Annotated in this window: 19 protein-coding genes and 1 tRNA gene; 13 read left to right on the forward strand and 7 right to left on the reverse strand. The window is 62.0% G+C overall.

Features of this window, described 5'->3' with window-relative positions:
• Positions 1-81 precede the first annotated feature (81 nt).
• From gatC to ACREC7_RS02245, 7 genes are all read left to right on the forward strand, one after another.
• Positions 82-369, forward strand: a complete 288-nt coding sequence (gene gatC / locus ACREC7_RS02215; RefSeq protein WP_431554055.1) for an Asp-tRNA(Asn)/Glu-tRNA(Gln) amidotransferase subunit GatC — start codon at positions 82-84, stop codon at positions 367-369.
• A 10-nt stretch (positions 370-379) separates the two neighbouring features.
• Positions 380-922: a hypothetical protein gene (locus ACREC7_RS02220; protein ID WP_431554056.1), complete on the forward strand. Its 543-nt coding sequence runs from the start codon at positions 380-382 to the stop codon at positions 920-922.
• A 3-nt stretch (positions 923-925) separates the two neighbouring features.
• Positions 926-2,413, forward strand: coding sequence for an Asp-tRNA(Asn)/Glu-tRNA(Gln) amidotransferase subunit GatA (gatA, locus tag ACREC7_RS02225; RefSeq protein WP_431554057.1), 1,488 nt, complete (start codon positions 926-928; stop codon positions 2,411-2,413).
• A gap of 40 nt (positions 2,414-2,453) precedes the next feature.
• Positions 2,454-2,768 carry a chorismate mutase gene (locus ACREC7_RS02230; RefSeq protein WP_431554058.1) on the forward strand — a complete coding sequence of 105 codons (315 nt, stop codon included), beginning with the start codon at positions 2,454-2,456 and terminating at the stop codon, positions 2,766-2,768.
• Positions 2,769-2,934: 166 nt separating this feature from the next.
• Positions 2,935-4,569, forward strand: coding sequence for an Asp-tRNA(Asn)/Glu-tRNA(Gln) amidotransferase subunit GatB (gene gatB, locus ACREC7_RS02235; protein ID WP_431554059.1), 1,635 nt, complete (start codon positions 2,935-2,937; stop codon positions 4,567-4,569).
• A gap of 75 nt (positions 4,570-4,644) precedes the next feature.
• The gene (locus ACREC7_RS02240; RefSeq protein ID WP_431554060.1) at positions 4,645-5,637 is read left to right on the forward strand and encodes a quinone oxidoreductase family protein; all 993 of its coding nucleotides are present in this window, start codon (positions 4,645-4,647) and stop codon (positions 5,635-5,637) included.
• Between the two features lie 310 nt (positions 5,638-5,947).
• Entirely contained in the window at positions 5,948-6,214 is a 267-nt protein-coding gene (locus tag ACREC7_RS02245; protein ID WP_431554061.1) for a hypothetical protein, read from the forward strand.
• A gap of 2 nt (positions 6,215-6,216) precedes the next feature.
• On the opposite strand, the gene ACREC7_RS02250 is transcribed toward ACREC7_RS02245, so the two are convergent.
• The gene (locus ACREC7_RS02250) at positions 6,217-6,921 is read right to left on the reverse strand and encodes a hypothetical protein (RefSeq protein WP_431554062.1); all 705 of its coding nucleotides are present in this window, start codon (positions 6,919-6,921) and stop codon (positions 6,217-6,219) included.
• 323 nt (positions 6,922-7,244) lie between these two features.
• Here ACREC7_RS02250 and ACREC7_RS02255 point away from each other — a divergent pair, with 323 nt between their 5' ends.
• The gene (locus tag ACREC7_RS02255) at positions 7,245-7,976 is read left to right on the forward strand and encodes a sialate O-acetylesterase (protein ID WP_431554063.1); all 732 of its coding nucleotides are present in this window, start codon (positions 7,245-7,247) and stop codon (positions 7,974-7,976) included.
• 9 nt (positions 7,977-7,985) lie between these two features.
• Here the strand turns inward: ACREC7_RS02255 and ACREC7_RS02260 are convergent, their stop codons facing one another.
• Positions 7,986-9,029: a hypothetical protein gene (locus ACREC7_RS02260; protein WP_431554064.1), complete on the reverse strand. Its 1,044-nt coding sequence runs from the start codon at positions 9,027-9,029 to the stop codon at positions 7,986-7,988.
• Between the two features lie 80 nt (positions 9,030-9,109).
• Positions 9,110-9,454 (reverse strand): hypothetical protein, encoded by a 345-nt coding sequence (locus ACREC7_RS02265; protein WP_431554065.1) that lies wholly within the window; start codon positions 9,452-9,454, stop codon positions 9,110-9,112.
• Positions 9,455-10,606: 1,152 nt separating this feature from the next.
• On the opposite strand from ACREC7_RS02265, the gene ACREC7_RS02270 reads away from it, so the two are divergent.
• The 3 genes from ACREC7_RS02270 (at position 10,607) to ACREC7_RS02280 (ending at position 12,062) form a co-directional block, all read left to right on the forward strand.
• Positions 10,607-11,704, forward strand: coding sequence for an acyltransferase family protein (locus ACREC7_RS02270; protein ID WP_431554066.1), 1,098 nt, complete (start codon positions 10,607-10,609; stop codon positions 11,702-11,704).
• A gap of 28 nt (positions 11,705-11,732) precedes the next feature.
• The gene (locus tag ACREC7_RS02275; protein WP_431554067.1) at positions 11,733-11,885 is read left to right on the forward strand and encodes a hypothetical protein; all 153 of its coding nucleotides are present in this window, start codon (positions 11,733-11,735) and stop codon (positions 11,883-11,885) included.
• A gap of 84 nt (positions 11,886-11,969) precedes the next feature.
• A tRNA-Ser gene (locus tag ACREC7_RS02280) sits at positions 11,970-12,062 on the forward strand.
• 456 nt (positions 12,063-12,518) lie between these two features.
• On the opposite strand, the gene ACREC7_RS02285 is transcribed toward ACREC7_RS02280, so the two are convergent.
• On the reverse strand, positions 12,519-13,469 hold the full coding sequence (locus ACREC7_RS02285; protein ID WP_431554084.1) for a homocysteine S-methyltransferase family protein: 951 nt from the start codon (positions 13,467-13,469) through the stop codon (positions 12,519-12,521).
• 504 nt (positions 13,470-13,973) lie between these two features.
• Between ACREC7_RS02285 and ACREC7_RS02290 the strand changes: the two genes are divergently transcribed.
• Positions 13,974-14,606 (forward strand): TetR/AcrR family transcriptional regulator, encoded by a 633-nt coding sequence (locus tag ACREC7_RS02290; RefSeq protein ID WP_431554068.1) that lies wholly within the window; start codon positions 13,974-13,976, stop codon positions 14,604-14,606.
• Positions 14,607-14,613: 7 nt separating this feature from the next.
• Positions 14,614-15,354, forward strand: a complete 741-nt coding sequence (locus ACREC7_RS02295; protein ID WP_431554069.1) for a DUF6065 family protein — start codon at positions 14,614-14,616, stop codon at positions 15,352-15,354.
• 4 nt (positions 15,355-15,358) lie between these two features.
• Here the strand turns inward: ACREC7_RS02295 and ACREC7_RS02300 are convergent, their stop codons facing one another.
• The 3 genes from ACREC7_RS02300 to lon form a co-directional block, all read right to left on the reverse strand.
• A complete protein-coding gene (locus tag ACREC7_RS02300) occupies positions 15,359-15,745 on the reverse strand; it encodes a response regulator (protein ID WP_431554070.1) in 387 nt (128 codons plus the stop codon).
• 132 nt (positions 15,746-15,877) lie between these two features.
• Positions 15,878-17,539: a tetratricopeptide repeat protein gene (locus tag ACREC7_RS02305; RefSeq protein WP_431554071.1), complete on the reverse strand. Its 1,662-nt coding sequence runs from the start codon at positions 17,537-17,539 to the stop codon at positions 15,878-15,880.
• A gap of 976 nt (positions 17,540-18,515) precedes the next feature.
• Positions 18,516-20,873 (reverse strand): endopeptidase La, encoded by a 2,358-nt coding sequence (gene lon / locus ACREC7_RS02310; RefSeq protein ID WP_431554072.1) that lies wholly within the window; start codon positions 20,871-20,873, stop codon positions 18,516-18,518.
• Positions 20,874-20,877: the final 4 nt, after the last annotated feature.

Consider the following 20,877-nt stretch of genomic DNA (forward strand, 5'->3'; position numbering starts at 1 on the left):
AGCCAAGCCCCCAATTGAAGCGGCCCCGGCCCGGTGCTACAGAGCCCCTGAAACACGAAGTTCCCGTTGGCGCCAGAGTCCATGTCCGTCGATCGCGCGACCGTCCACCGCATCGCCCATCTCGCCCGCATTGCCGTCACCGAAGACGAGGCCGCGCGGCTTGAAAAGGAGCTGTCGGGCATCCTCGATTGGGTGGCGCAGCTTGATGAGATCGACACGTCGAATGTCGAGCCGATGACCCGCGTGGTCGCCATGACCATGAAGAAGCGGAAGGACGAAGTCACCGACGGCAATTGCGCCGACGATATCCTCAAGAATGCGCCTTCGGTCGACGATCATTATTTCGTCGTGCCCAAGATCGTGGAGTAGGGGAGCGGCGATGCGAAACGCCCTTCTGCTTGCGACCGGACTTTGGCTCGCCGGCGCCGGTTCGGCGCTGCCGCAAGCGCCGGAGAGCACCCTGCCGGAGGGCACTTTCGCCTCGACCAAAGAGGACTGCGCGCTGCTCGCGACCAAGACGCCGGCCGAGCTCGGCGAGGAATTCGATTTCGAGGTGCTGACCAAGAAGGGGCTCATCGGCTATCAGCAGGCCTGCGATTTCGTCAATGTGTTCGCCCACGACGCCAAGAGCTGGGTGGCGACGGCCTTCTGCGACGAGGCCGGCTACACCTATCCCGACCTGTTCTCGATCAAGCAGAAGGACGACGGCAAGCTCAATGTCACCAGAATTACCGATCTGACCCAGCAGGGCGGCTACGATGCGTCGGCGCAATCCGACAGCGGCGAGACGGACGCGCCTGAGGAGTCGGGCGGGGCGGGGGCGACCGGTGACCATTCCGGCGCGCAGGGCCGGACACTCGATCAACAGGCCGCGAGTGAATCCTACAGTGCCTTCGTCAAGTGCGACACCGTCAAGCCGTAGAGCATGGCCGACCCCACCGATCTTTCCATAGCTGAGGCGCGTGAGGCGCTTGCCCGCAAGGAGCTGTCCGCCGAAGAGCTTGCGCGCGCGCATATCGACGCCATTGCCCGCGCCAATGAGGCCCTCAACGCCTTCGTGCTTACCACGCCTGAGCGTGCGCTCGAAGCGGCGAAGGAGAGCGATACGCGACTCCGCAAAGGCGAGGCGCGTTCGCTCGAAGGCATCCCACTCGGCATCAAGGATCTGTTCGCCACCAAGGGCGTGCGCACCACAGCCTGCTCGCACATTCTCGACAGCTTTACGCCTCCTTACGAGTCGACGGTCACCGCCAATCTGTGGAATGCCGGTGCGGTGATGCTCGGCAAGCTCAACAATGACGAGTTTGCCATGGGGTCGTCCAACGAGACGAGCCATTACGGCCCCGTGGTCAATCCCTGGCGCCGCCTTGGCTCAAATGCCAAGCTCGTGCCTGGCGGTTCGTCGGGCGGCTCGTCGGCCGCGGTTGCCGCGCGTCTCTGCATGGGTGCCACCGCCACCGATACCGGCGGCTCGATCAGGCAGCCTGCCGCGGTCACCGGCACGGTCGGCATCAAGCCGACCTATGGCCGCTGCTCGCGCTGGGGCATCGTCGCCTTTGCCTCGTCGCTCGATCAGGCGGGGCCGATCGCACGCACCGTGCAAGACGCCGCGATCCTGCTGAAAGCCATGGCGAGCCACGACCCGAAGGACACGACAAGCGTTGATGAGCCGGTTCCCGACTACGAGGCCGCGGTGAACCTTGGCGTGAAGGGGCTGACCGTCGGCATTCCCAAGGAATACCGCGTGCCCGGCATGGCGGCGGAGATCGATGCTTTGTGGGAGCAGGGGGTGAAGTGGCTCGAGGCCGCAGGTGCCAAGATCAAGAAGGTGAGCCTGCCTCACACCAAATACGCGCTGCCGTCTTATTATATTGTCGCTCCGGCGGAGGCCTCTTCGAACCTCGCCCGCTATGACGGCGTGCGCTATGGCTTGCGCGAGCCCGGCAAGGATGTGATCTCGCTTTATGAGAACACGCGTTCGGCTGGCTTCGGCGCCGAGGTGAAGCGGCGCATCCTGATCGGCACCTATGTGCTGTCGGCCGGCTATTACGACGCCTATTATCTCAAGGCGCAGAAGGTGCGGAGCCTGATCAAGCGCGACTTCGATGCGGCCTTCGAGGAGGTGGATGTGATCCTGACGCCGACCACGCCGTCGCCGGCTTTCGCGCTTGGCGAGAAGTCGGGCGATCCGGTCGAGATGTATCTCAACGATATCTTCACGGTGACGGTGAATATGGCTGGTTTGCCGGGCATGTCGGTTCCGGCCGGTCTGTCGTCGGAAGGCACTCCGCTCGGCTTGCAGCTGATCGGCCGTCCCTTCGACGAGGAGACGCTGTTCCGCACCGCGCGGGCCATCGAAGAGGCGGCCGGCCCGCTGGCCAAGCCGCAAGACTGGTGGAGCAGGGCAGCATGACTATGCGACCGATCAAAGTCACGCGCTGGAGGGTCGTTTGATGGCGCCGCGCAAGCCAGAGGATTGCGACGATATGGAAGAGGTGAGGGCGGAGATCGACCGCATCGATGTGGAGCTCGTCGACCTCATCGGCGAGCGCTTCACCTATGTCGATCGCGCCTGGCAGCTCAAGCAGTCGCCGGCGGAAGCTCGGGTGCCGTGGCGCATCCAACAGGTGATCAACCGGGTGCGGGCGCGGGCGGTGGAGAAGGGGCTTCCGCCAGAGCTGGCCGAGGCCTTGTGGCGGCAGATGATCGGCTGGTTCGTCCAATACGAGGAAGAAAAGCTCAGCCGGCAGGGCGAGGACAACGCCTAGCTCCTGGATGGTTTCGTCATAGCCGGGCTTGTCCCGGCCATCTACATCGGCTGAAATTCGTGGATGCCCGGGCACAAGGGCTTGTGCTCGGGCCGGCAGAGCCGGACCCGAGTGCCGGGCATGACGATTTCCGGTTGGACTGAATGCACTCTAATATGCGGCTGAAATGCAGGAACGTGCAAAGCAGAGCAATCTGATCGAAGGCGCGACCGGCCCGTGGGAGGTGGTGATCGGCATGGAGGTGCATGCCCAGGTCACCTCCAAATCGAAGCTGTTCTCCGGCGCTTCAGCCGCATTCGGCGGCGAGCCCAACTCCCATGTCAGCCTGGTCGATGCGGCCATGCCCGGCATGCTGCCGGTGATCAACGAGGAGTGCATTGCGCAGGCGATCCGCACCGGGCTCGGGCTTAAAGCCAAGATCAACCTCAATTCGGTGTTCGACCGGAAGAACTATTTCTACCCCGACCTGCCCCAGGGCTATCAGATCTCCCAGTACAAGAGCCCGGTGGTCGGCGAGGGCGAGGTCGTCGTCGATCTGCTCGACGGCGAGCGGGTCGTGGTCGGCATCGAGCGGCTGCATCTTGAGCAGGACGCCGGCAAGAGCCTGCACGACCAGCATCCTAAATTTTCCTACGTGGATTTCAACCGCTCGGGCGTGGCGCTGATGGAGATCGTGTCGAAGCCTGACCTGCGGTCGTCCGAGCAGGCCAAGGCCTATCTCACCAAGCTCCGCACCATCATGCGCTATCTCGGCACCTGCGACGGCAACATGGAAGAAGGGAGCTTGCGCGCGGACGTCAACGTCTCGGTGCGGAAGCCAGGAGCGCCGCTTGGCACGCGCTGCGAGATCAAGAACGTCAATTCGATCCGCTTTATCGGTCAGGCCATCGAGCATGAGGCGCGGCGCCAGATTGAGATCATCGAGGACGGCGGCACGATCAAACAGGAGACGCGGCTGTTCGATGCCAGGACAGGCGAGACGCGGTCGATGCGCTCGAAGGAAGAGGCGCATGACTATCGCTATTTTCCCGACCCGGACCTCCTGCCGCTCGAGCTCAGCCAAGACTATGTGGACCGCCTTGCCGACAATCTGCCCGAGCTTCCCGACCGGAAGCGGGCGAGGTTCATCGAGACCTTCGGTCTGTCAGCCTATGACGCCGACGTTCTGGTGGCCGAGCGGGCCCGTGCGGACTACTTCGAAACCATAGTAAAGAACGGCATTCCCGCAAAGAGAGCAGCCAATTGGGTCACTAACGTTGTTCTGGGTTCCGGTGGCAAGGAGACGACTCCCGAAGTGGTGTTCGCTTCCGCGCAACCGGCTGCGAGAAACGTCCCGGCTAGCGTAAGCGGTGGCTCGGGCTCATTGTTGACCGAGCCTTCTGAAGGGATTGGCGGACCTCAAGGTCCCACCGGCCCAACTGCCCTACCGTGGTGGATTGACGTAGGACCGACGGGGCCGTCGAGCAGCAGCGCGATCCTTAGGATGGTTGAGGAAGGTAGACTATCGACCACGATGGCAAAGGATCTATACGAGACCATCCGGTTGTCTGGCCCAACAGATGATGAAGAGCTTCCCCTAAAAATTGCGGATGAGCGAGGACTTAAGCAGGTCACCAACCTCGCGGCAATCGAGCAGGCGGTGGATCAGGTCATCGCCGCCAACCCCGACAAGGCCGAGCAGGCCAAGGCGAAGCCCGCTCTTGCCGGCTGGTTCGTCGGACAGGTGATGAAGGCGACCGGCGGCAAAGCAAGCCCGCAAGCCGTGAACGAGCTGGTGAAGGCGAAGCTCGGGATCGAATAGGCTCCCCGGCTGTTGCGGCATTCATGATCCGTAGGCGTACAATCGCGCTATAGTTCGTCATGCCCGGCTTCAGCAATGACGCAGGCGATCCGCGTTCACGCCTATGGCGGGCCTGAGGCCCTCAAATGGGAGAAGGTCGAGGTCGGCGAGCCTGGTCCCGGCGAAGTCCGCATCAAGCAGACGGCTGTCGGCCTCAACTACATCGATGTCTATCAGAGGACCGGGTTCTATCCGCAGCCGTCACTCCCGTTCATCCCCGGAATGGAGGGCGCCGGCGTGGTGACCGCCGTCGGCCAAGGCGTGAAGGAGCTGAAAGTGGGGAGGCGCGTCGCCTATGCCGGGCCGATCGGCGCCTATGCCGAGGAGCGCCTGATCGCCGCGGATCGGGTGGTACGCTTGCCGGCTGCGCTGAGCGACGAGGTCGCAGCCTCGATCATGCTCAAAGGCATGACCGCGCAATATCTCTTGCGCAGGACCTACAACGTGGGGCCGAAGACGACGCTTCTGTTCCATGCCGCGGCGGGAGGCGTCGGGCTGATCGCCTGCCAATGGGCGGCCTCGCTCGGCGCCACGGTGATCGGCACGGTTGGCTCCGCTGGCAAGGCGCTGATCGCGCGGGCGCACGGCTGCGCCCATGTCATCAACTACCGCGAAGAAGACTTCGTCACCATGGTGAAGGCCTACACCAAGGGAAAGGGTGTGGACGTGGTCTACGACTCGATCGGCAAGGATACCTTTCCGGGCTCGCTCGACTGCCTCAAGCCTCTCGGGCTGTGGGTGAGCTTCGGCCAGGCTTCCGGCCCGGTGCCGGATTTCAAGATCACGCTTCTGTCGCAGAAGGGCTCGCTCTACGCCACCAGGCCGTCGATCGCCAACTATACGGCCACACGAAAAGACCTCGTCGCCACCGCCAACGATCTGTTCGATGTGGTGGGATCGAGCAAGGTGAAGATTACGGTCAACCAGACCTATCCTTTGGCAGAGGCCGCGCGCGCCCATCGCGATCTCGAGGCGCGGCTCACCACCGGCTCGACGGTGCTGTTGCCGGCGACGACGCCTGAGTTTTAGCGGCGCCCGCCGATCTCCCGCTTTTTAGGAAAATCGTTCTTGGTTAGCGGCATGTCACCTTGACTGGTGAAGGAGTCCTTGCCAGCCCCCCTCGATTAACCATTCAGCCCGGCAAAAGCGTTCCCGCGTAAACCAAGCTTACTGTCCCGTTTAGGACTGGTCAGTTTGCGTTAAGCACGCCCGTTCAGGTGTTGTTCAGAGCGCTTCGCCAAAGATCGCCCGCATCGAAGTTCGACACGGCCTGCCGGCGCCAAAGCAATCATGCAGCGTCTCGGCAGAAGCGGATCAGGAAGACAACAGGGGTAGGGTGATGGCACGGATGGACTTGGGCGTGGATCGGTTTGAGGTCGCGGCGCAGACGGGGGCCGCGGATGCACTGTTCGAGCTCGGGTTGCTGTATGCGACCGGCCTCGATGTAGAGCCGGACCTCGTGGTTGCGCATAAATGGTTCAACTTGGCGGCGCTGCGCGGCAATCGCGCTGCTCTTGTCCGCCGCATCGAGCTTGCTCGCGAAATGTCGGCAAACCAGATTGCGCTCGCTCAGAAGCTTGCCCGCGAGTGGCTTGCTACCAATTAGGGCTAATTCGGGGTTTGCGCCGTCTCGCTGCGGCAGTGGCGGAAGAGCGAGCGGACGCAGCGATAGGTGTTGCGCGCGATTGACCCGACACCGCGCTTGCGCTCCGGCGGCGGGGCGACAGTCTCCGCATGTGCCGCGCTCAAGGGGAGGGCCGGCGTCTCGCCCGGCAGTTCCGGCAGCGGGTCTTGCGCTGCTGATCTAGCCGGCGTGGCGGGGTTTGGCACCGAAGCTTGGTTCGCCTCGTTGCGGCCCGTGATCGAGGCGCGCATGTTGCGCCAGCCGCGCCGCGACGCGCTCACCGCCTGACCGGTGACCTCGACCAGGGACTTGTGCTCGTCCTCCTTGTCGAAGGCCTTCTGCTCCTTTTCGATCCGTCCCAGGACCTTCTTGAAGCGCGGATCCTCGGCAAGCCCGTCAGGGATGGCCGGCCCGTCGTAGCTGTAGATCTTCTCCACGCCGTTGCAGCCGGCAGTCGCCTCGCGCGCGCTGCAGGAGGCATGTCCGCCTTCCTTGGCGGTTCGCACCACGCAATAGAGCTTTGCCGCGTCGCTCCGGACGTCACCGTTGACCCGGCAGAGATAGATCTGGTCGGGGCCCTTGCAGGTGACGCAATAGGCGTCGCCGGCCTCGGCGCCTGGTGGGGCGCAGAAGAGCATGGCCGCCGCAAACGGGGCGGCCGAACTCAAGCGGGAGGCGTGAGCACGCATACGTAGAAGACTCCCCCTGTGACTCCCGTCACGTTGCAGTCTAGCACGCAGCGTCTGCGAGCCGATTATTTTCTAGGCAAAATGCGGAGACCAAAATTCGGGCCAAATCGGGCAAAATCGTGTGCCTGGCCCGCATTTTGGCGGAATGATCTCAGAGTGTCGGAGCAACGGTTTTTTGAGGAGCCGGGCGCAAGCTCCGGGAAGCCACACTTTCTCAAGCTTCTGTAAAGGGTAACGGCGTCTTGGCACGATCAATCTTTGCTACGCTCCTCAAATCGTTGCCGATCGGGATTGGTCTTTCACTGGCAACCCCGGCGCAAGCAATGGACGACAACCTTTATCTCATCGCATTGGCCGGGCAGTCGAACATGACCGGCGCTGGCGATGTGAGGCTGTTGCCGGCGAGCTTTCCCATGAACGGGCCGCGCATCTGGAATTTCACCAATGCCGACGCCTGGGAACCTGCCAGGGAGCCTATCGATAGCAACTATGGCCAGGTTGACACGGTCTCGCGCGACAAGCATCCCGGCGTCGGCCCGGCGCTGGCGATGGCCGATGCGTTCACCGCGAAATACCCCCACGTAAGCGTGGGCCTGATCCCTTGCGGGAAGAGCGGCAGCAGCATCGAGAAATGGCAACCCGACGCGTCGCGCTCATCGCTTTACGGTTCGTGTCTCTATCGGCAAAAGCAGGCCGAGCAGCAAGGCAGACTGCGCGCCTTGGTATTTTGGCAGGGTGGCCAAGACGGCAAGGACAAGAAGACCGCAAAGCAATGGGGGAAAAATTTCAAGGAGATGGTTGCGGCCTGGCGCGCCGATGCCGGAGATCCGAACCTGCCGGTGATCCTGCTCGTGCTCAAGCCTGGGACCGAGCAAACCTTGAAGAAATATCCCTACCGTGACGTGGTGCGCCAGCAGCAGCTGTCGTTGCAGATGCCGTACCTCACCAAGATCGAGACCGTCGACTATGACTATTACAGCGATGACATTCACCTGACGACGGCGGGTCAGCTCGCCTTGGGCCCGGTGATCGCCGCGGCTCTTCCCGCTCCTTGATTCGCCGAGCTAGAATCTCGTGACCTTGGTGCCCACGTTCCGGTCGATCCAGTCGAGGATCAAATCGGCGATCTGAAGATTGTTCTTATCCTGCATGATCAGGTGACTGTTGCCGTGGATGCCGAGGTCCGGCGGGTACAGCATTTTGACGTTGCCCTTGGCGGCGTTGACGCGCGCCATGAAGTCCTTGCAATTCTCGAAGGCGCCTAGCCAGTCCCGCGGCGCCACGCTCAGATGATCGCCAAACACGATGAGGATCGGCAAGCGCGCAAGCGTAGCGATTTGCTCATCCGTATAGTGAGCCGCGCCGCAGCCGCCCGGAGGCTCCATGACAATCATCCCGCGAATTCCGCCTGCATTGATTAGGGCTGCTTCCAACGGAGCGCGGCCCGATTCAGAGTGCCCCATGAGAACGGCGCCCTTCAAGCTCAGAGCCAGATCGGACAGAGCCTTGTGGGTTGGGTTGGGCGAACGCAGCATGGCGTTGAGATCAGGAACGACCTGTTTTGCGAATCTATCCATGGCCTCGACAGGAAACTGCTCGTCCGGGTAAGGAACGCCAAACGTCGGGCCGAAGCGGAACACCGTCCAAGCGTGCTCGTTGCTGAAATGGGAGATGGGGGGCTGCGTGCCCGGTGGCACGGCGCCGGACCGCACATCGTTGAAGACCGTCGGATCGAACCCCGATCTTGCCCGCGAGACCTGGTCAGCGAGATAGACGGCGTGTCCCTTGCGCACGAAATATTCGTCCCACCCCATCCGTCCGTCGGGCGTCGTCTCGTAGGACTTGCCGCTGAGGTCGGCGCCATGAACCATCACCACTGGCACCCGGCTTGATGGCGGGACCTTGTACTGCACGTACATCTGGTTGACCGCGATGTGGCCGCTGCCGCCCGTCCCCAGCGCATCGGAGACGATGATGTCGCCGCCAACGGTGAAGCTGCCTTGGGATTGCAACAAGAGGGGCGTCGCAGACGTCGTGAGATCTTGAAACTCTTGCGCCCCTACGCTGCTTGCCGCTGCCAGGGTCGCGGCGAGGAGGGCGAGAACCATAGGGCGCGGTGTTTGCGAAGACCGAAGGCGGCTCGCTAACATGGCTTCCTCCAGCACAGGCTTGCGGTTGGCGGCCTCGCTCAAACCTTCTTGGTCGCCATCACGATATATTCGCAGACATATCGGCTTGGATTTGCATCTTCCCGCCGTCTCGTGGCCACCACGGTGATGGCCTGTCTATCGGGATTGCACTCGCTCGAGCACGGAAAGAACGGCTTGCGTCGATTGGCGTCATCAGGGTCCTCGGTCACGAAGGTCGCGCTCACAACGTAATGGCCGACCTCGAGGCCAGGCGGGATCGCGATATCGGCCGACCGCACATTCTGGCGTGCCGGGTCGTCCGGCGTGTCCGCCAGCACCCGTCCGAACAGGGTGTATTTTCCGTGGCCGTGGTCGATGAGTTCGCTGAAGCATTCCTTCTTCACGATGAGTATCCTCCAAATCGGCTCGAGGACGGGCTGCGGCGTATTTTCCGGCGGATAACCGGGCAAGCCGTTTGGCGAACGGACATTTTTTGCATCGCACAGTGGCGCCCCAGACACACCGGCCGCCGCATGATTGTAATACGATGCTCGGCGTGGGGGTCGTCCCCTTCACAATGGAGAGCCTCGGTGTCTATCTCTTCGCCGGGGCTTTCCGTTGTCTAGGCACCGCTTGTGGCCTTGTGGCCGGCCAGAAAGCGCCGGTTGCCCGACGTCCCGATCTTGTCTTGAACCCCGAGTGGCAATTCTCACAGCGCCAATCTAAGCGACGAACCAATATCTCCTTTCAGCTCAAGATTGTCTTGAGCACGAAGACTGAGGAGGAATCTTCGCCGTCTGCGGGGCACGTGACGCTCTCTACATCGTCGTCCGGCCCCCGCGCGGGGTAGCATCTCCGGTGGAAAGGTGATGCTCGGTTTCTCCACTATATGGAGGATGGAATGGCGCACACTCAATACATTGTTGTTCGTGATCAGGGTCAGTGGAAAATCGCGTTAGATGGCATGCACTACGGGCCCTATGCGACACAGAGAGACGCTATCCGCGCTGCTGTGGACGCCACGCACGAAGCGGGCCGAAAGGGCCTTAACGGCCAAGTCCTGCTTCGGGATCAATTCAGAATCGAGTGGACCTACGGCAAAGATTCGTATCCGCCGAATAGCTCAGACTTCCTCTGACCGTATCCACGAGAAACCCGGCCCGCGTCGCGCTTCGCACACTATACCTAGTTTTTTCGTGAGGCGCGCCAGACTCGGGCTGCTTGTCTAGAAGCCAAGCCTCATGCTTGACACTTACGGGCACCCTATCAAGGGTGTTGAAGCGGCAGAGGGCGGCCATTGCATCCCTGCTCCGGAAGCGCTGATATTTGCATCGCGGAAAGTACCTTGTGGCGAAAGAGCCGCCGGTCAGCCCAGAGGATTTCAGGAAACAAGCTTGGGGAGCTGCTTGCGTTAAGGCGCGCGAGCTCGGGGTGGATTGTGTAGTCTTGGTGACCTCACAGGCCATAGTAGCGATCATCGCCGCATGCTACCTTTCCGTGCAAACAATCTCTAGGAAGCGCGATGCAGCAATTGCATGCGGGGGTGCAGAGTCCCAATGGGGCTGATACGATTCTATTTGGCACTCAGCGTGGTAACTTTTCACGCCTCGATCCTTTTGCGGAAAGAGTTCAAGCTTCCTTGGAACAAGGATCTCTTCCTCGGGATGGATGGCTGGCATGCGGTATTCCTATTCTATGTGATCAGCGGTTTCCTCATAAGCTTCGTGCTGGAGATAAAGTATCCCCGAGGCAAAACCTCAGCCTTCTATCAAGCCCGTTTCTATCGCATTTACCCGCTATGGTGGGCGGTTTGCCTTTTCTCCATTTTCATGTGGGGTGGAGGCGGACTTACAAGGCATGGCATTTTGCCGATGCTCTCTGTTTGGATTCTGTTCGGCCTAGACTGGTTGTTGCCGTTCTTGTCCTATCCGAAAATCGACTGGAGCTTCCTGCCGCCATACACGCTAATGGGTTGGACCCTCGGTGCCGAAGTCATGTTTTATGCCTTGGCGCCATTCCTGCTGCGAGCGCCAAAGATCGCAGCGGTCGCGTTCGTTGGGTCACTAACGCTTCGGATGATCGCATGGACGACTGCGGACGGATTCGACGCGGAAATGCGATGGAATTTTTACTTCTTCCCGACAGCGCTGTCGTTCTTTCTTGCCGGCCATTTCGCCCGCGAAATCTGCAAGCTGAGACCTGAGCTTTTATCGTACGGATTTTGGCTGGCGATTCCCGCCATCCTATGCATCTACAATATGCCGGCCATACCGTTCGACAGCGTCTATTTCTATTTTGGGACGCTACTCTTTGCTCTAGCTTTGCCGTCCATTTTCGAGGCGACTAAGGACAACCGAATCAGCAATTTCTTCGGCGATCTCACTTACCCGATCTACCTCATACACATTTTTTGCATCATCGCTGCGGCCGGACTACTTCGAACTTCGAGCGGTTCGGCTTTTTTAGATTACGTTCGGCAAATTCCCTCTACCAGCGTGCAGTCCTACGCTTGGATGCTCCCGTTCTTGGTGGCATGTACCGTTATGGCGGGCCTGGTGCATTATCTCGTCGAAATTCCTCTGGTCGCCGTTCTGCGCTTGGCATTTTCAGGACTAAGAAATCTCGGAATGTCCGCCGCGAAACGAGCGGCGTAGTCATGCCTTGCGGCATACCTGCGCCTCTATGCTGATTGCCGCCGGTGTTGACATTCTCACTATTCGCCGTCGCCTAGGGCACTCCAAGCCCAGTGTCGCGCTTGACACCTACGGACACCTCATCAAGGGTGCCGACGCAGCAGCGGCGGAAGCCATTGCATCCCTGCTGCCGAAGCGGTGATATGGCATCGCCCGGTTGCAATCCGGTTGCAGTTTCTGATTTGTTGCCAGAGGGCGCCGCAGTAACTACTTGAAATATTTAAGCGGAGACGTGGCCGAGAGGCTGAAGGCGGCGGTTTGCTAAACCGTTATACGGTCAAAAGCCGTATCGAGGGTTCGAATCCCTCCGTCTCCGCCAGCACCTGTCCGACCTCTTTCGGGCTTGGAAGGCCAGGCTTTATGCCTCCCTCCAAGAGACGGTGTCGGCATTGCCACGAACATCGGCGTTGGGTCCGGCCCCAAAACCTCCAAACAATTGGGCTAGTATAAAGCCATTGTGGTCGACCCTCTTGGAGGATCCACGATGCCAACGACCCGCTTCCCAACTTTGCTAGTGCTCCCGGCGACTTTGTTGCTTGCTGTCAGTCTGGGAGACGAGGATTGCAGCATCACTCGTCCGGATGGAGTGAAGGAGCCTGGCGTCACAAACATCAAAGGAGAATGTTGCAGCTCCTTCTACTCCAATAGCGGCAACGCAGATGACTGCGTGCCCCCGACGCCCGGTCGAGCGGATGGCGCAAAATTCTATACTTCGGTGTCAAAACACTGATCGTTCGCCTTGCCGTTCAGCCCAGGCCGGGGCCCGTTCATCGCATCACGCCGCGTTACGGCAGGCTGTGCTGATGCAGTCGACATGGCGGTGGTCGGTGCCGCAGCAGCCGCCAAGTACATTGATATGGGGGAACCGGCGAATGAGTTCGGCGTATTGGCCGCCAAGCTCAAACGGATCGCCCATGTCGAGCTCAGGCGCATTGTCGAGTTCGGCGTGACTCATGCGCGATGAGTTGGCGCGTATCCCGCGCAAGCGCCTCGTCCACTTTTCCCCAGCATCGAGCACATGATCGAAATGCGTGGGATGGGCGCAGTTGATCATGTAATAGGCCGGGCCGTTGCCGGTCGCTTCATCGACGCTCGTTATCGCCTTGGCCAGAGTGTCGCCCGTGGGCAGGCGCCCGTCGGTCTCGACCGTGAAGGAAATCACGCAAGGCATGTTTGCCGCCTTCGCGGCATGCGCGATGCCTTGCGCCTCGCCGATATTGGTCATGGTGAAGGCGGAGACGAGATCGACGCCGGCGTCGCGGAACAGACCGATCTGAAAGCCGTGATAGTCCGCGGCCTCATCCGGGCTCATCAGCGCGCCGGGATCGTATCCGTCGCCGCGCGGCCCGATGGCGCCGCTGACCACGAGGGGTGAGGCTGCCGTCTCATACTGGTCGCGAAGCTCGAGGAGGAGCGCGATCGCAGCGCGATTGCTGCGGGCGAGCGCCTCCCTGCCGTAGCCAACCTTCGCTCCCCAGTCCGGATTGGCGCGCCAAGTCGGGCTTTCCAGGATGAAGCCGGCGCCTGCGGCAATCGCCATCGGCACATAGCGGTCGAAATAGTCGCGGAGCGCTTTCCGCCCGCGCGCGCTGTCGAGCAGTACGAAGGCCGCGAAGCAGGGCAAATCCCAGCCTTCGTGGAAGACCAGTGTCGTCTCCAATCCCCCATCGGTGAGGAACAGGCCGCCGTCAAGCTGCGGCAGCCGCTCCCGGTATTTCGCTCGCATCGTCAAAGCTTGTCACTCCTTCAGGCTAAGGGGGCACCTTTCAGCGGTTTTCCTGTCGCCGCGACGCCACGCCTCCGGCCTCGGGTTTCTCCGGCTCCGCTACCCTGCTCCTGCGGCTGACCGTGGCCGGATTGGGCTCCCGAGGGTTGCCCGGTCCTGACTTCTGGGCCTGGTCGCCGGCTCGTGCGGGCGTTCCAAAAGCGCTGAGAAGGGTGAGGCTGCTCAGTGCAGCGAATTTCAAGGACATTGAGGATCTCCTTTTTGGCTCTCTGCTCCAGATCATTTTGAGCAGGAGGAATCATGCAGCATCCTCAGTAAGGTGAGCCCGCTTCAGACCGCCTTCCAGACGACTCGCGGTGCACCCCTGCCAATTCGGAATTGACGTGATATCAACGGGTTCGCGTTCCGCCAGTGGTGGCCGTCGGGTCCCGTCCCGTCCCGGGACGGTTTCAAGTGCACTCGTGGTACAGTTGACCCCCGCGCCTGCGTGGGAGAGAACGACAGATGCAGGAGACGCCGCGCAAGGGCAGCGATACACGCGAGCGCATTCTCGAAGTGGCCGAAACCGCCGTGCTCGAGAAGGGCTTTGCTGCCACCTCGATCGAGGAAGTGATTGCCGCCGTCGGGATCACCAAGAGCGGCTTCTTCTATCATTTCAAGGACAAGAACGAGCTCGCCAAGGCGCTTCTCGTCCGCTACGTGGGGCGCGAGGATGCGCTGTTTGACGAACTGTTCGCCCGTGCCGACGAGCTCAACGAGGATCCGCTGCATGGCTTTCTCGTCGGCCTCAAGATGATGTCCGAATTGATGGCCGATCTGCCCAATGGGCATCCTGGATGCATCGTCGCCTCCTATTGCTATCAGGATCGCCTGTTCGACAAGGAGGTGCGCGAGCTCAACGCGTCGGCGGTGCTCAATTGGCGAAAGAGGTTCCGGCAGCGCCTGGACCTGATCGCTGTGCGTTATCCGCCGCGCGTCGAGATCGACCTCGACGACCTTGCCGACATGCTTTCGGTCATCGCCGATGGCGGCATCATCCTGTCCAAGACCATAAAGGACAAGCAGGCGCTTGCCAGGCAGATCCTGCTCTACCGCGATTTCATCAAGGCGGTGTTCCTCGGCGTCCCTCCGATCTAGGCACAACATGAAGCTCATCGCCCATGTCATCGACGGCCACCACGTCGATATTCGCCCCGCGCCTGTCGAGCGCGACTGGATGGAGGCGACCGGCCAGCGCTTCGCCTATCGTTGCCTGCCGCTCAACATCGCCAATGCCTATGGCTGGGAGATTCTGTGCAATGCCGGCTTCCTTGCCATGTGGTGGGGAGGCGACGGCATCGATTCGATCGCGATCGAGCCAGACCCAGGCACCATCGCTCCGGCGATCAGCCATTTCGGCCACGGCATCCTCACCTTCCATCTGCCGTGCCTGTTCCGCACCGAGCCAGGCGCCGAGTTGATGGTGCAGGGGCCGATCAACCGGCCCAAGGATGGTATCGCCGCGCTCTCCGGCGTGATCGAAACCGACTGGTCGCCGTACAGCTTCACCATGAATTGGATGTTCACCCGGCCGGGCACGCCGGTCCGCTTCGAGAAGGGCGAGCCCTATTGTCACATTTTTCCGGTGCGATGCGGCGACATCGAAGGCATCGAGCCAGAGCTCGAGGTGCTCTCCGCGGACCCCGAGCTCAAGCGCCAGCACGATGCATGGACGGCAAGCCGCGCAGCCTTCAATGTCGACTTGAAGCAGCCAGGCTCAGATGCGCAATCCGACAAATGGCAGAAGCTCTATTATCGCGGGCTCGCGCCTGACGCTGCGCCGGCTGCGACGGAGACCCACCGCACGCGGCTGAGGCTTAAGCCGTTCAAGGCGCCGCCACGCTAGAGGGTCAGTGCGCGAGTTCGGCCACGGCCGCGGCGAGCCGATCGGGATAGACCGGCTTTGTCAGGATCGGCGATCCCGGCACCACCTCCCGGATGCGCTCGACAGTGGCGTCATCGGTATAAGCCGTCACGAACACGACCGAGGCGTCGCACACGTCGCGGAGCCATCGCGCGGTCTCGATGCCTTCGCGGGCTCCGCCGAGATAGACATCGACCAGAACGATGTCAGGCAGATGGTTCATGGCGAGCGAGCGGGCCTCCTCAGCATTGGGGGCTAGTCCGCAAATTTCGAAGCCAAGTCCTGTCATTGCGGCTTCGAGATCGAGCGCAATCAGAAACTCATCCTCCACGATGAGGGCACGATTGCGGTTTCCGTTTTTAACGTCGCTCATAGTCTCTGCTCCGGGCAGTGCCTACGAGATCAACGCCGTGAGCCGACTTTTGTGCCGTCTTATTTTTGCATTGCTGAGAATGAATTGCCGCATGCGGCAGAATTGCCACAGGCCGCGTTGTGCCAAAAGAGTCTAACGGAACGCATAGGGATTGAAGCCGTAGCGGAACGGCATCATGCGTCTTGCCGGCCGATATGAGAATCTTGGCAGGACCGGGCGGCTCACCCGTTTGATGCGCTTGAGATGCGCCGGGCGCTCATAACTCGCGACCCGCGTTTGGGCCGCGTTGCGCACCTCGACCCGGCTCGGTACGCCTTGCGGGTCCACCACCACGACGCCGGAATCGCTCCAGGCCCATTGCGCCTGCAGCTCTCCCCAGCGGCCAGGCTCGATCGCCATCAGTTTCTTGGCCCAAAGATCGACAACGGCGATGTATTCCAGCCGCGCTCCCTCGGGCGAGGCGCCGGCATAATAGTGAAGCAGACCGATGCCGCGCAGCGTTCCCTTGAGAACCTGCCAGTTCAGGACTTCCGGCTCGCCGGCGCCATACATCTCCAAACCAAGGCGCAGTTTTGGATAGTCGGAATTCGTCGCGACATATTGGCCGGCTTCAGTGAGCGCGACGGTCCAGCCCTCCAGTTCCGTGCTCACGGGACGGTCACCGGGTGACGGCGTATCGGTCGCCTGCTTGTCATCCTCGTCGCAGGGACCTTCGATCCTGTCGGAGGGGCCCTCTGGCTCCGCGGTTCCGAACAAAACCTCGTTGCTGGCGTGAAGCAGAAGCGAGTTCGGCGGGGGCGAACGGCGAGCCTCGGCGGTTTGCGCAAAGCTCTCCGACCCGTCGCCAAGCTGGTCTGCTCCCTCGCAAGGACTATTCGCCGCGGGTGAAGCCTTGACGCTTTCGGGGAGCGAACCGGTCTGTTCGGCCGCTGCCGGCGCCAAAGCCGGGTCGCGTTCTCTCGCCCTGGCCAAGTCGGCATAGCCCTTCCAGGGCTTGTTCAATGCGGTGTACGCCGCAGCCCTGCCCAAATAGACCTCGGTCGTCTCGACGCCGTACTCGATGGCAGAGCTGTAGTCGTTGGCCGCGTCGGCGTAGCGGCGGAGTGCCATGAGGGCCTCGGCCCGGTTGGCGTAAGCTTGGCCGTATCGCGCGTTGAGGACGATCGCGCGGGAGAAGTCGCGCATGGCGCCGGCCGGGCGCTTGAGCGCGAGCTGGGCCTTTCCCCGGCCGTTGAACGGCACCGCGTTCCCGGGCATGAGCGCGACCGCCTTGGTGTAATCGGCTATGGAGGCTGCCTGGTCGCCGAGGAGGAACCTGGCATTGCCGCGGTTGTTATAGGCCTGGCCGTAATTGGGGATGAGAGCGATGGCTTGGCTGAAGTCCTTGGCCGCCTCTTCGTAGTGGCGGAGATCAAGCAGCACATTGCCGCGATTGTTGTAGATCATGGCCTCTTCAGGAGAGAGCCTCAGGGCGGCGTTGAAGTCGTCCACGGCCGCCTGCGGGTCGTTCAGGCGCCAGCGCGCGATGCCACGATTGCCGAGGGCGGAGATCTCAGTCGGGACGGCAAGCGCGCCGGACGAGAGCGCCTCGGTCAGCAACCTCTCGGCCTCTTGATATTGGCCGCGAAGTATCGCCGCACGGCCGTGGGTTGCCTTCAACGAGGCCTCGCGCTGGTCACTCAGGGCTGAGGCTTCGGTGTTGATGAGGCCAGCGATGATGAGGAACAGAATTCCTAGGAGCCGCGCCGGCAGCGCGAGCTTCCTCGCGCACGACGTAGCACGCAGACTCCACATACCCGACGCCGCCGCAGACACCGGACCCCGCACCTTATCGGGTCCGCGGCACCGGTCATGCGTGCCGCACGCGCACCCGATCAAGTCACTCTCGTACGAGTTCGTGACGATGACAAATCACGTTTCGAAAATCGTCGCGCGAAATCGAAAATTGTGTCGCGACGCACACACCATGCGAGCGGCAGGGCGTGATGGCGAGGCGAGGCGGCAACAAAAAGCGACGGCGCTTTGACGGCGCCCTCGCTGCTCATGCCAATCGCCGGAAGCGAGACCTCCAGCGGTCCTTAAAAGTTTAGCGATGAGGGGCCTTCGACGATCCTCACGCGATGGGGCAGACGGACCGCCGAAGGCTTTGATCTCTGAGTGATCTCAGCGCATCAGTAGGTGCAGGCGTAATAGCGGTTCCACCAGTAGGAACTGCCGGTGATCAGGGCCTGACGGCGGAGCCAGGCGCAATTGCCGTAGCCATAACCGTAGGCGTAAGCGCCTCCGTACCACCGATAATTCCGATAGTAGCGGCCGTACCGGTAGGGGCGATGGTTGTAGTTATGGGCGTAGTAGTTCTTGTGGCCTTTATTGGCGTGGCGCCCGCCACCCCCGTGGTGCCAATTCTGCGCGTAGCCGCGGCCCCCATGACCGTAGCCGCCGCCGCCGCGCCATGACCACCGCCGCGGCCAACCAAGATGAGATTGTTATCGCCGATTGCACCGCCTGTGGTTCCGGCCGATTTGAGCCCGCCATAGACTTGCGCCTCGGCGGATTGCTGCGTAACAGGCGCGATCACCAATCCGCCCATCAAGGCCGTGATCGCAACCGCCATCAGTGCACTTTTCATGTCTCTCTCCTCGCTCGCGCTCTGTTCTTTGTAGCGCGCCACATCCTGAGCAAATCCGTCGCCGCTCTAGCGATAGGTAATCCCCCGAGGGCGCGGATCAAGTCCTACTAAGGGATAGCGGCCTAGAGCGGAGGGATAGACCTAGAACGCCGCGGCGATGGCGTCGTCGACGGTCGAGAGCCAGACGAAGTTCATCGCGTCGCGCGCAGCCTCCGGCACGTCTTCGTAGTCTTTCCGGTTGCGCTCAGGCAGAAGCACGGTGGTGATGCCGGCGCGCATGGCGGCGAGCACCTTGTTCTTGACACCGCCGATGGGCAGCACCAGGCCGCGGAGCGAGATCTCGCCGGTCATGGCCACGTCGCTTTTCACCGTGCGGCCGGTGAGCAGCGACACGATGGCGATGAACATGGCCACACCGGCGCTCGGGCCGTCCTTCGGGATAGCGCCGGCCGGCACGTGCAAATGAATGTCCGACTTCTCGAACATTGTTGCGTCGATACCGAGCGATGCGCTTCGCGCCTTCACCAGGCTAAGCGCGGCCTGCGCGCTTTCCTTCATCACATCGCCGAGCTGCCCTGTGAGGATCAGCTTGTCGTTGCCTGGCACGCGCGCGCATTCGACGAACAGGATATCGCCGCCGGTCGGCGTCCAGGCGAGCCCGGTCGACACGCCGGGCACGCTCGTGCGCATGGCGACTTCGCTCTCGAAACGGCGAGCGCCGAGGATCGCATGCAGATCGGAGGCGTCGATGCGCATGTGCTCCACCTTGCCCTCGGCCACGCGCGTGGCGACGTGACGGCAGATGGCGCCAATTTCACGCTCGAGATTGCGGACGCCGGCTTCGCGCGTGTAGTCCTGAATGATGGCGCGGATGGCATCGTCGGTGATCTCGCAAGCGCCAGGCTTCAAGCCCGTGGCCGTGAGCTGCCGCTTGAGCAGATAGCGCTTGGCGATCTCGACCTTCTCCTCTTCGGTATAACCGGGGAGCTCGATGATCTCCATGCGGTCGCGGAGCGGCCCGGGGATGGTGTCGATCACATTGGCGGTGCCGATGAACATCACCCGCGACAGGTCGAAGGGAACCGCGAGATAATTGTCGCGGAAGGTCGAGTTCTGCTCGGGATCGAGCACTTCGAGCAGGGCCGCCGACGGGTCGCCGTGGAAGCCCTGGCCGAGCTTGTCCATCTCGTCCAGCATCATCACCGGATTGCGCGTCTCGGCTTTGCGGATCGCCTGGATCACGTTGCCGGGCAGCGCGCCGATATAGGTGCGGCGATGGCCGCGGATCTCCGCCTCGTCATGCAAGCCGCCAAGGCTCAGCCGCACAAATTTGCGGCCGATGGCGCGCGCGATCGACTGGCCGAGCGAGGTCTTACCCACGCCGGGAGGGCCGACGAAGCACAGGATGGGGCTCTTGCCTTCGGGGTTGAGCTTGCGCACGGCGAGAAATTCGAGGATGCGCTGCTTGATCTTGGGCAGGCCGTAATGGTCGTCGTCGAGGATGCGCCGCGCCTCGGCGATGTCGATCCGCTCGTCGGACAGCTTCGACCAGGGCAGCTCGATCAGCCAGTCGAGGTAGCTGCGGATCATCGAGTGCTCGGCGCTCGCTTCGGGCGTGCGCTCGAGGCGCGCCAGCTCCTTCACCGCCTGCTTCTCGGCCTCCTCGGGCATCTTGGCCTTCTCGATCGCTTCGCGGAGCTCGGCGATCTCGGAGCCCGCGCCTTCGCCCTCGCCAAGCTCCTTCTGAATCTGGCGAAGCTGCTCGCGCAAAATGTGCTCGCGCTGGCGGCTTTGCAGCGATTCCTGTGTCTGCTCGCCGATCTGTTTGGAGAGGCGCAAGACTTCGATCTGCTGCGCGAGGATGCGCAACAGCTTGTCCAGGCGCTCCTGGACGTCGAAGGTCTCGAGCAGATCCTGCTTCTCGGCCGGCGTAAGATCGGAGGCATTGGCGACGAAATCGGCAAGCGCCGCAGGCGACTGAATCTGATCGATGGCGTCGGCAAGCTCCTTGGGAAATGCAGGCAGCAGCGATATTGCCTCGCGTGCCCGCTCCTTCAGCTGATGCATGCGGGCGGCGATTTCGGTTGAATAGACCTCGGCCTCTCCCACCTCATCGACGATGGCGACCAGGAATGGGTAACCGGCGAGAAAGTCGGTGATGCGGAAACGACGGGTGCCACGCGAGACGATGTGATGATTGCCGTCCGGCGTCGTCACATAGCGTAGGATCTCGGCCACGGTGCCGACGCGATGCAGGTGCTCGGGCCCAGGCGTGTCGATCGAGGCATCCTTCTGCAGCACCACGCCGATCGGCTTGTCGGCGCGCGCGGCGGCCTGGGCTCCGGCGATCGATTGCGGGCGGCCAAGACCGAGCGGCGCCACGACGCCTGGGAACAGCACGGCGTTGCGCGTCGGCAGGATGATCAGGGCGCGATCGGGCAGCTTGAGCTCGGAGGCTGACGCCTGCTCGGTCGCGGAAGTTTGGGTGGTGTCGTTCATGGGT

Source organism: Methyloceanibacter sp., assembly GCF_050728395.1.
GTDB lineage: Bacteria > Pseudomonadota > Alphaproteobacteria > Rhizobiales > Methyloligellaceae > Methyloceanibacter.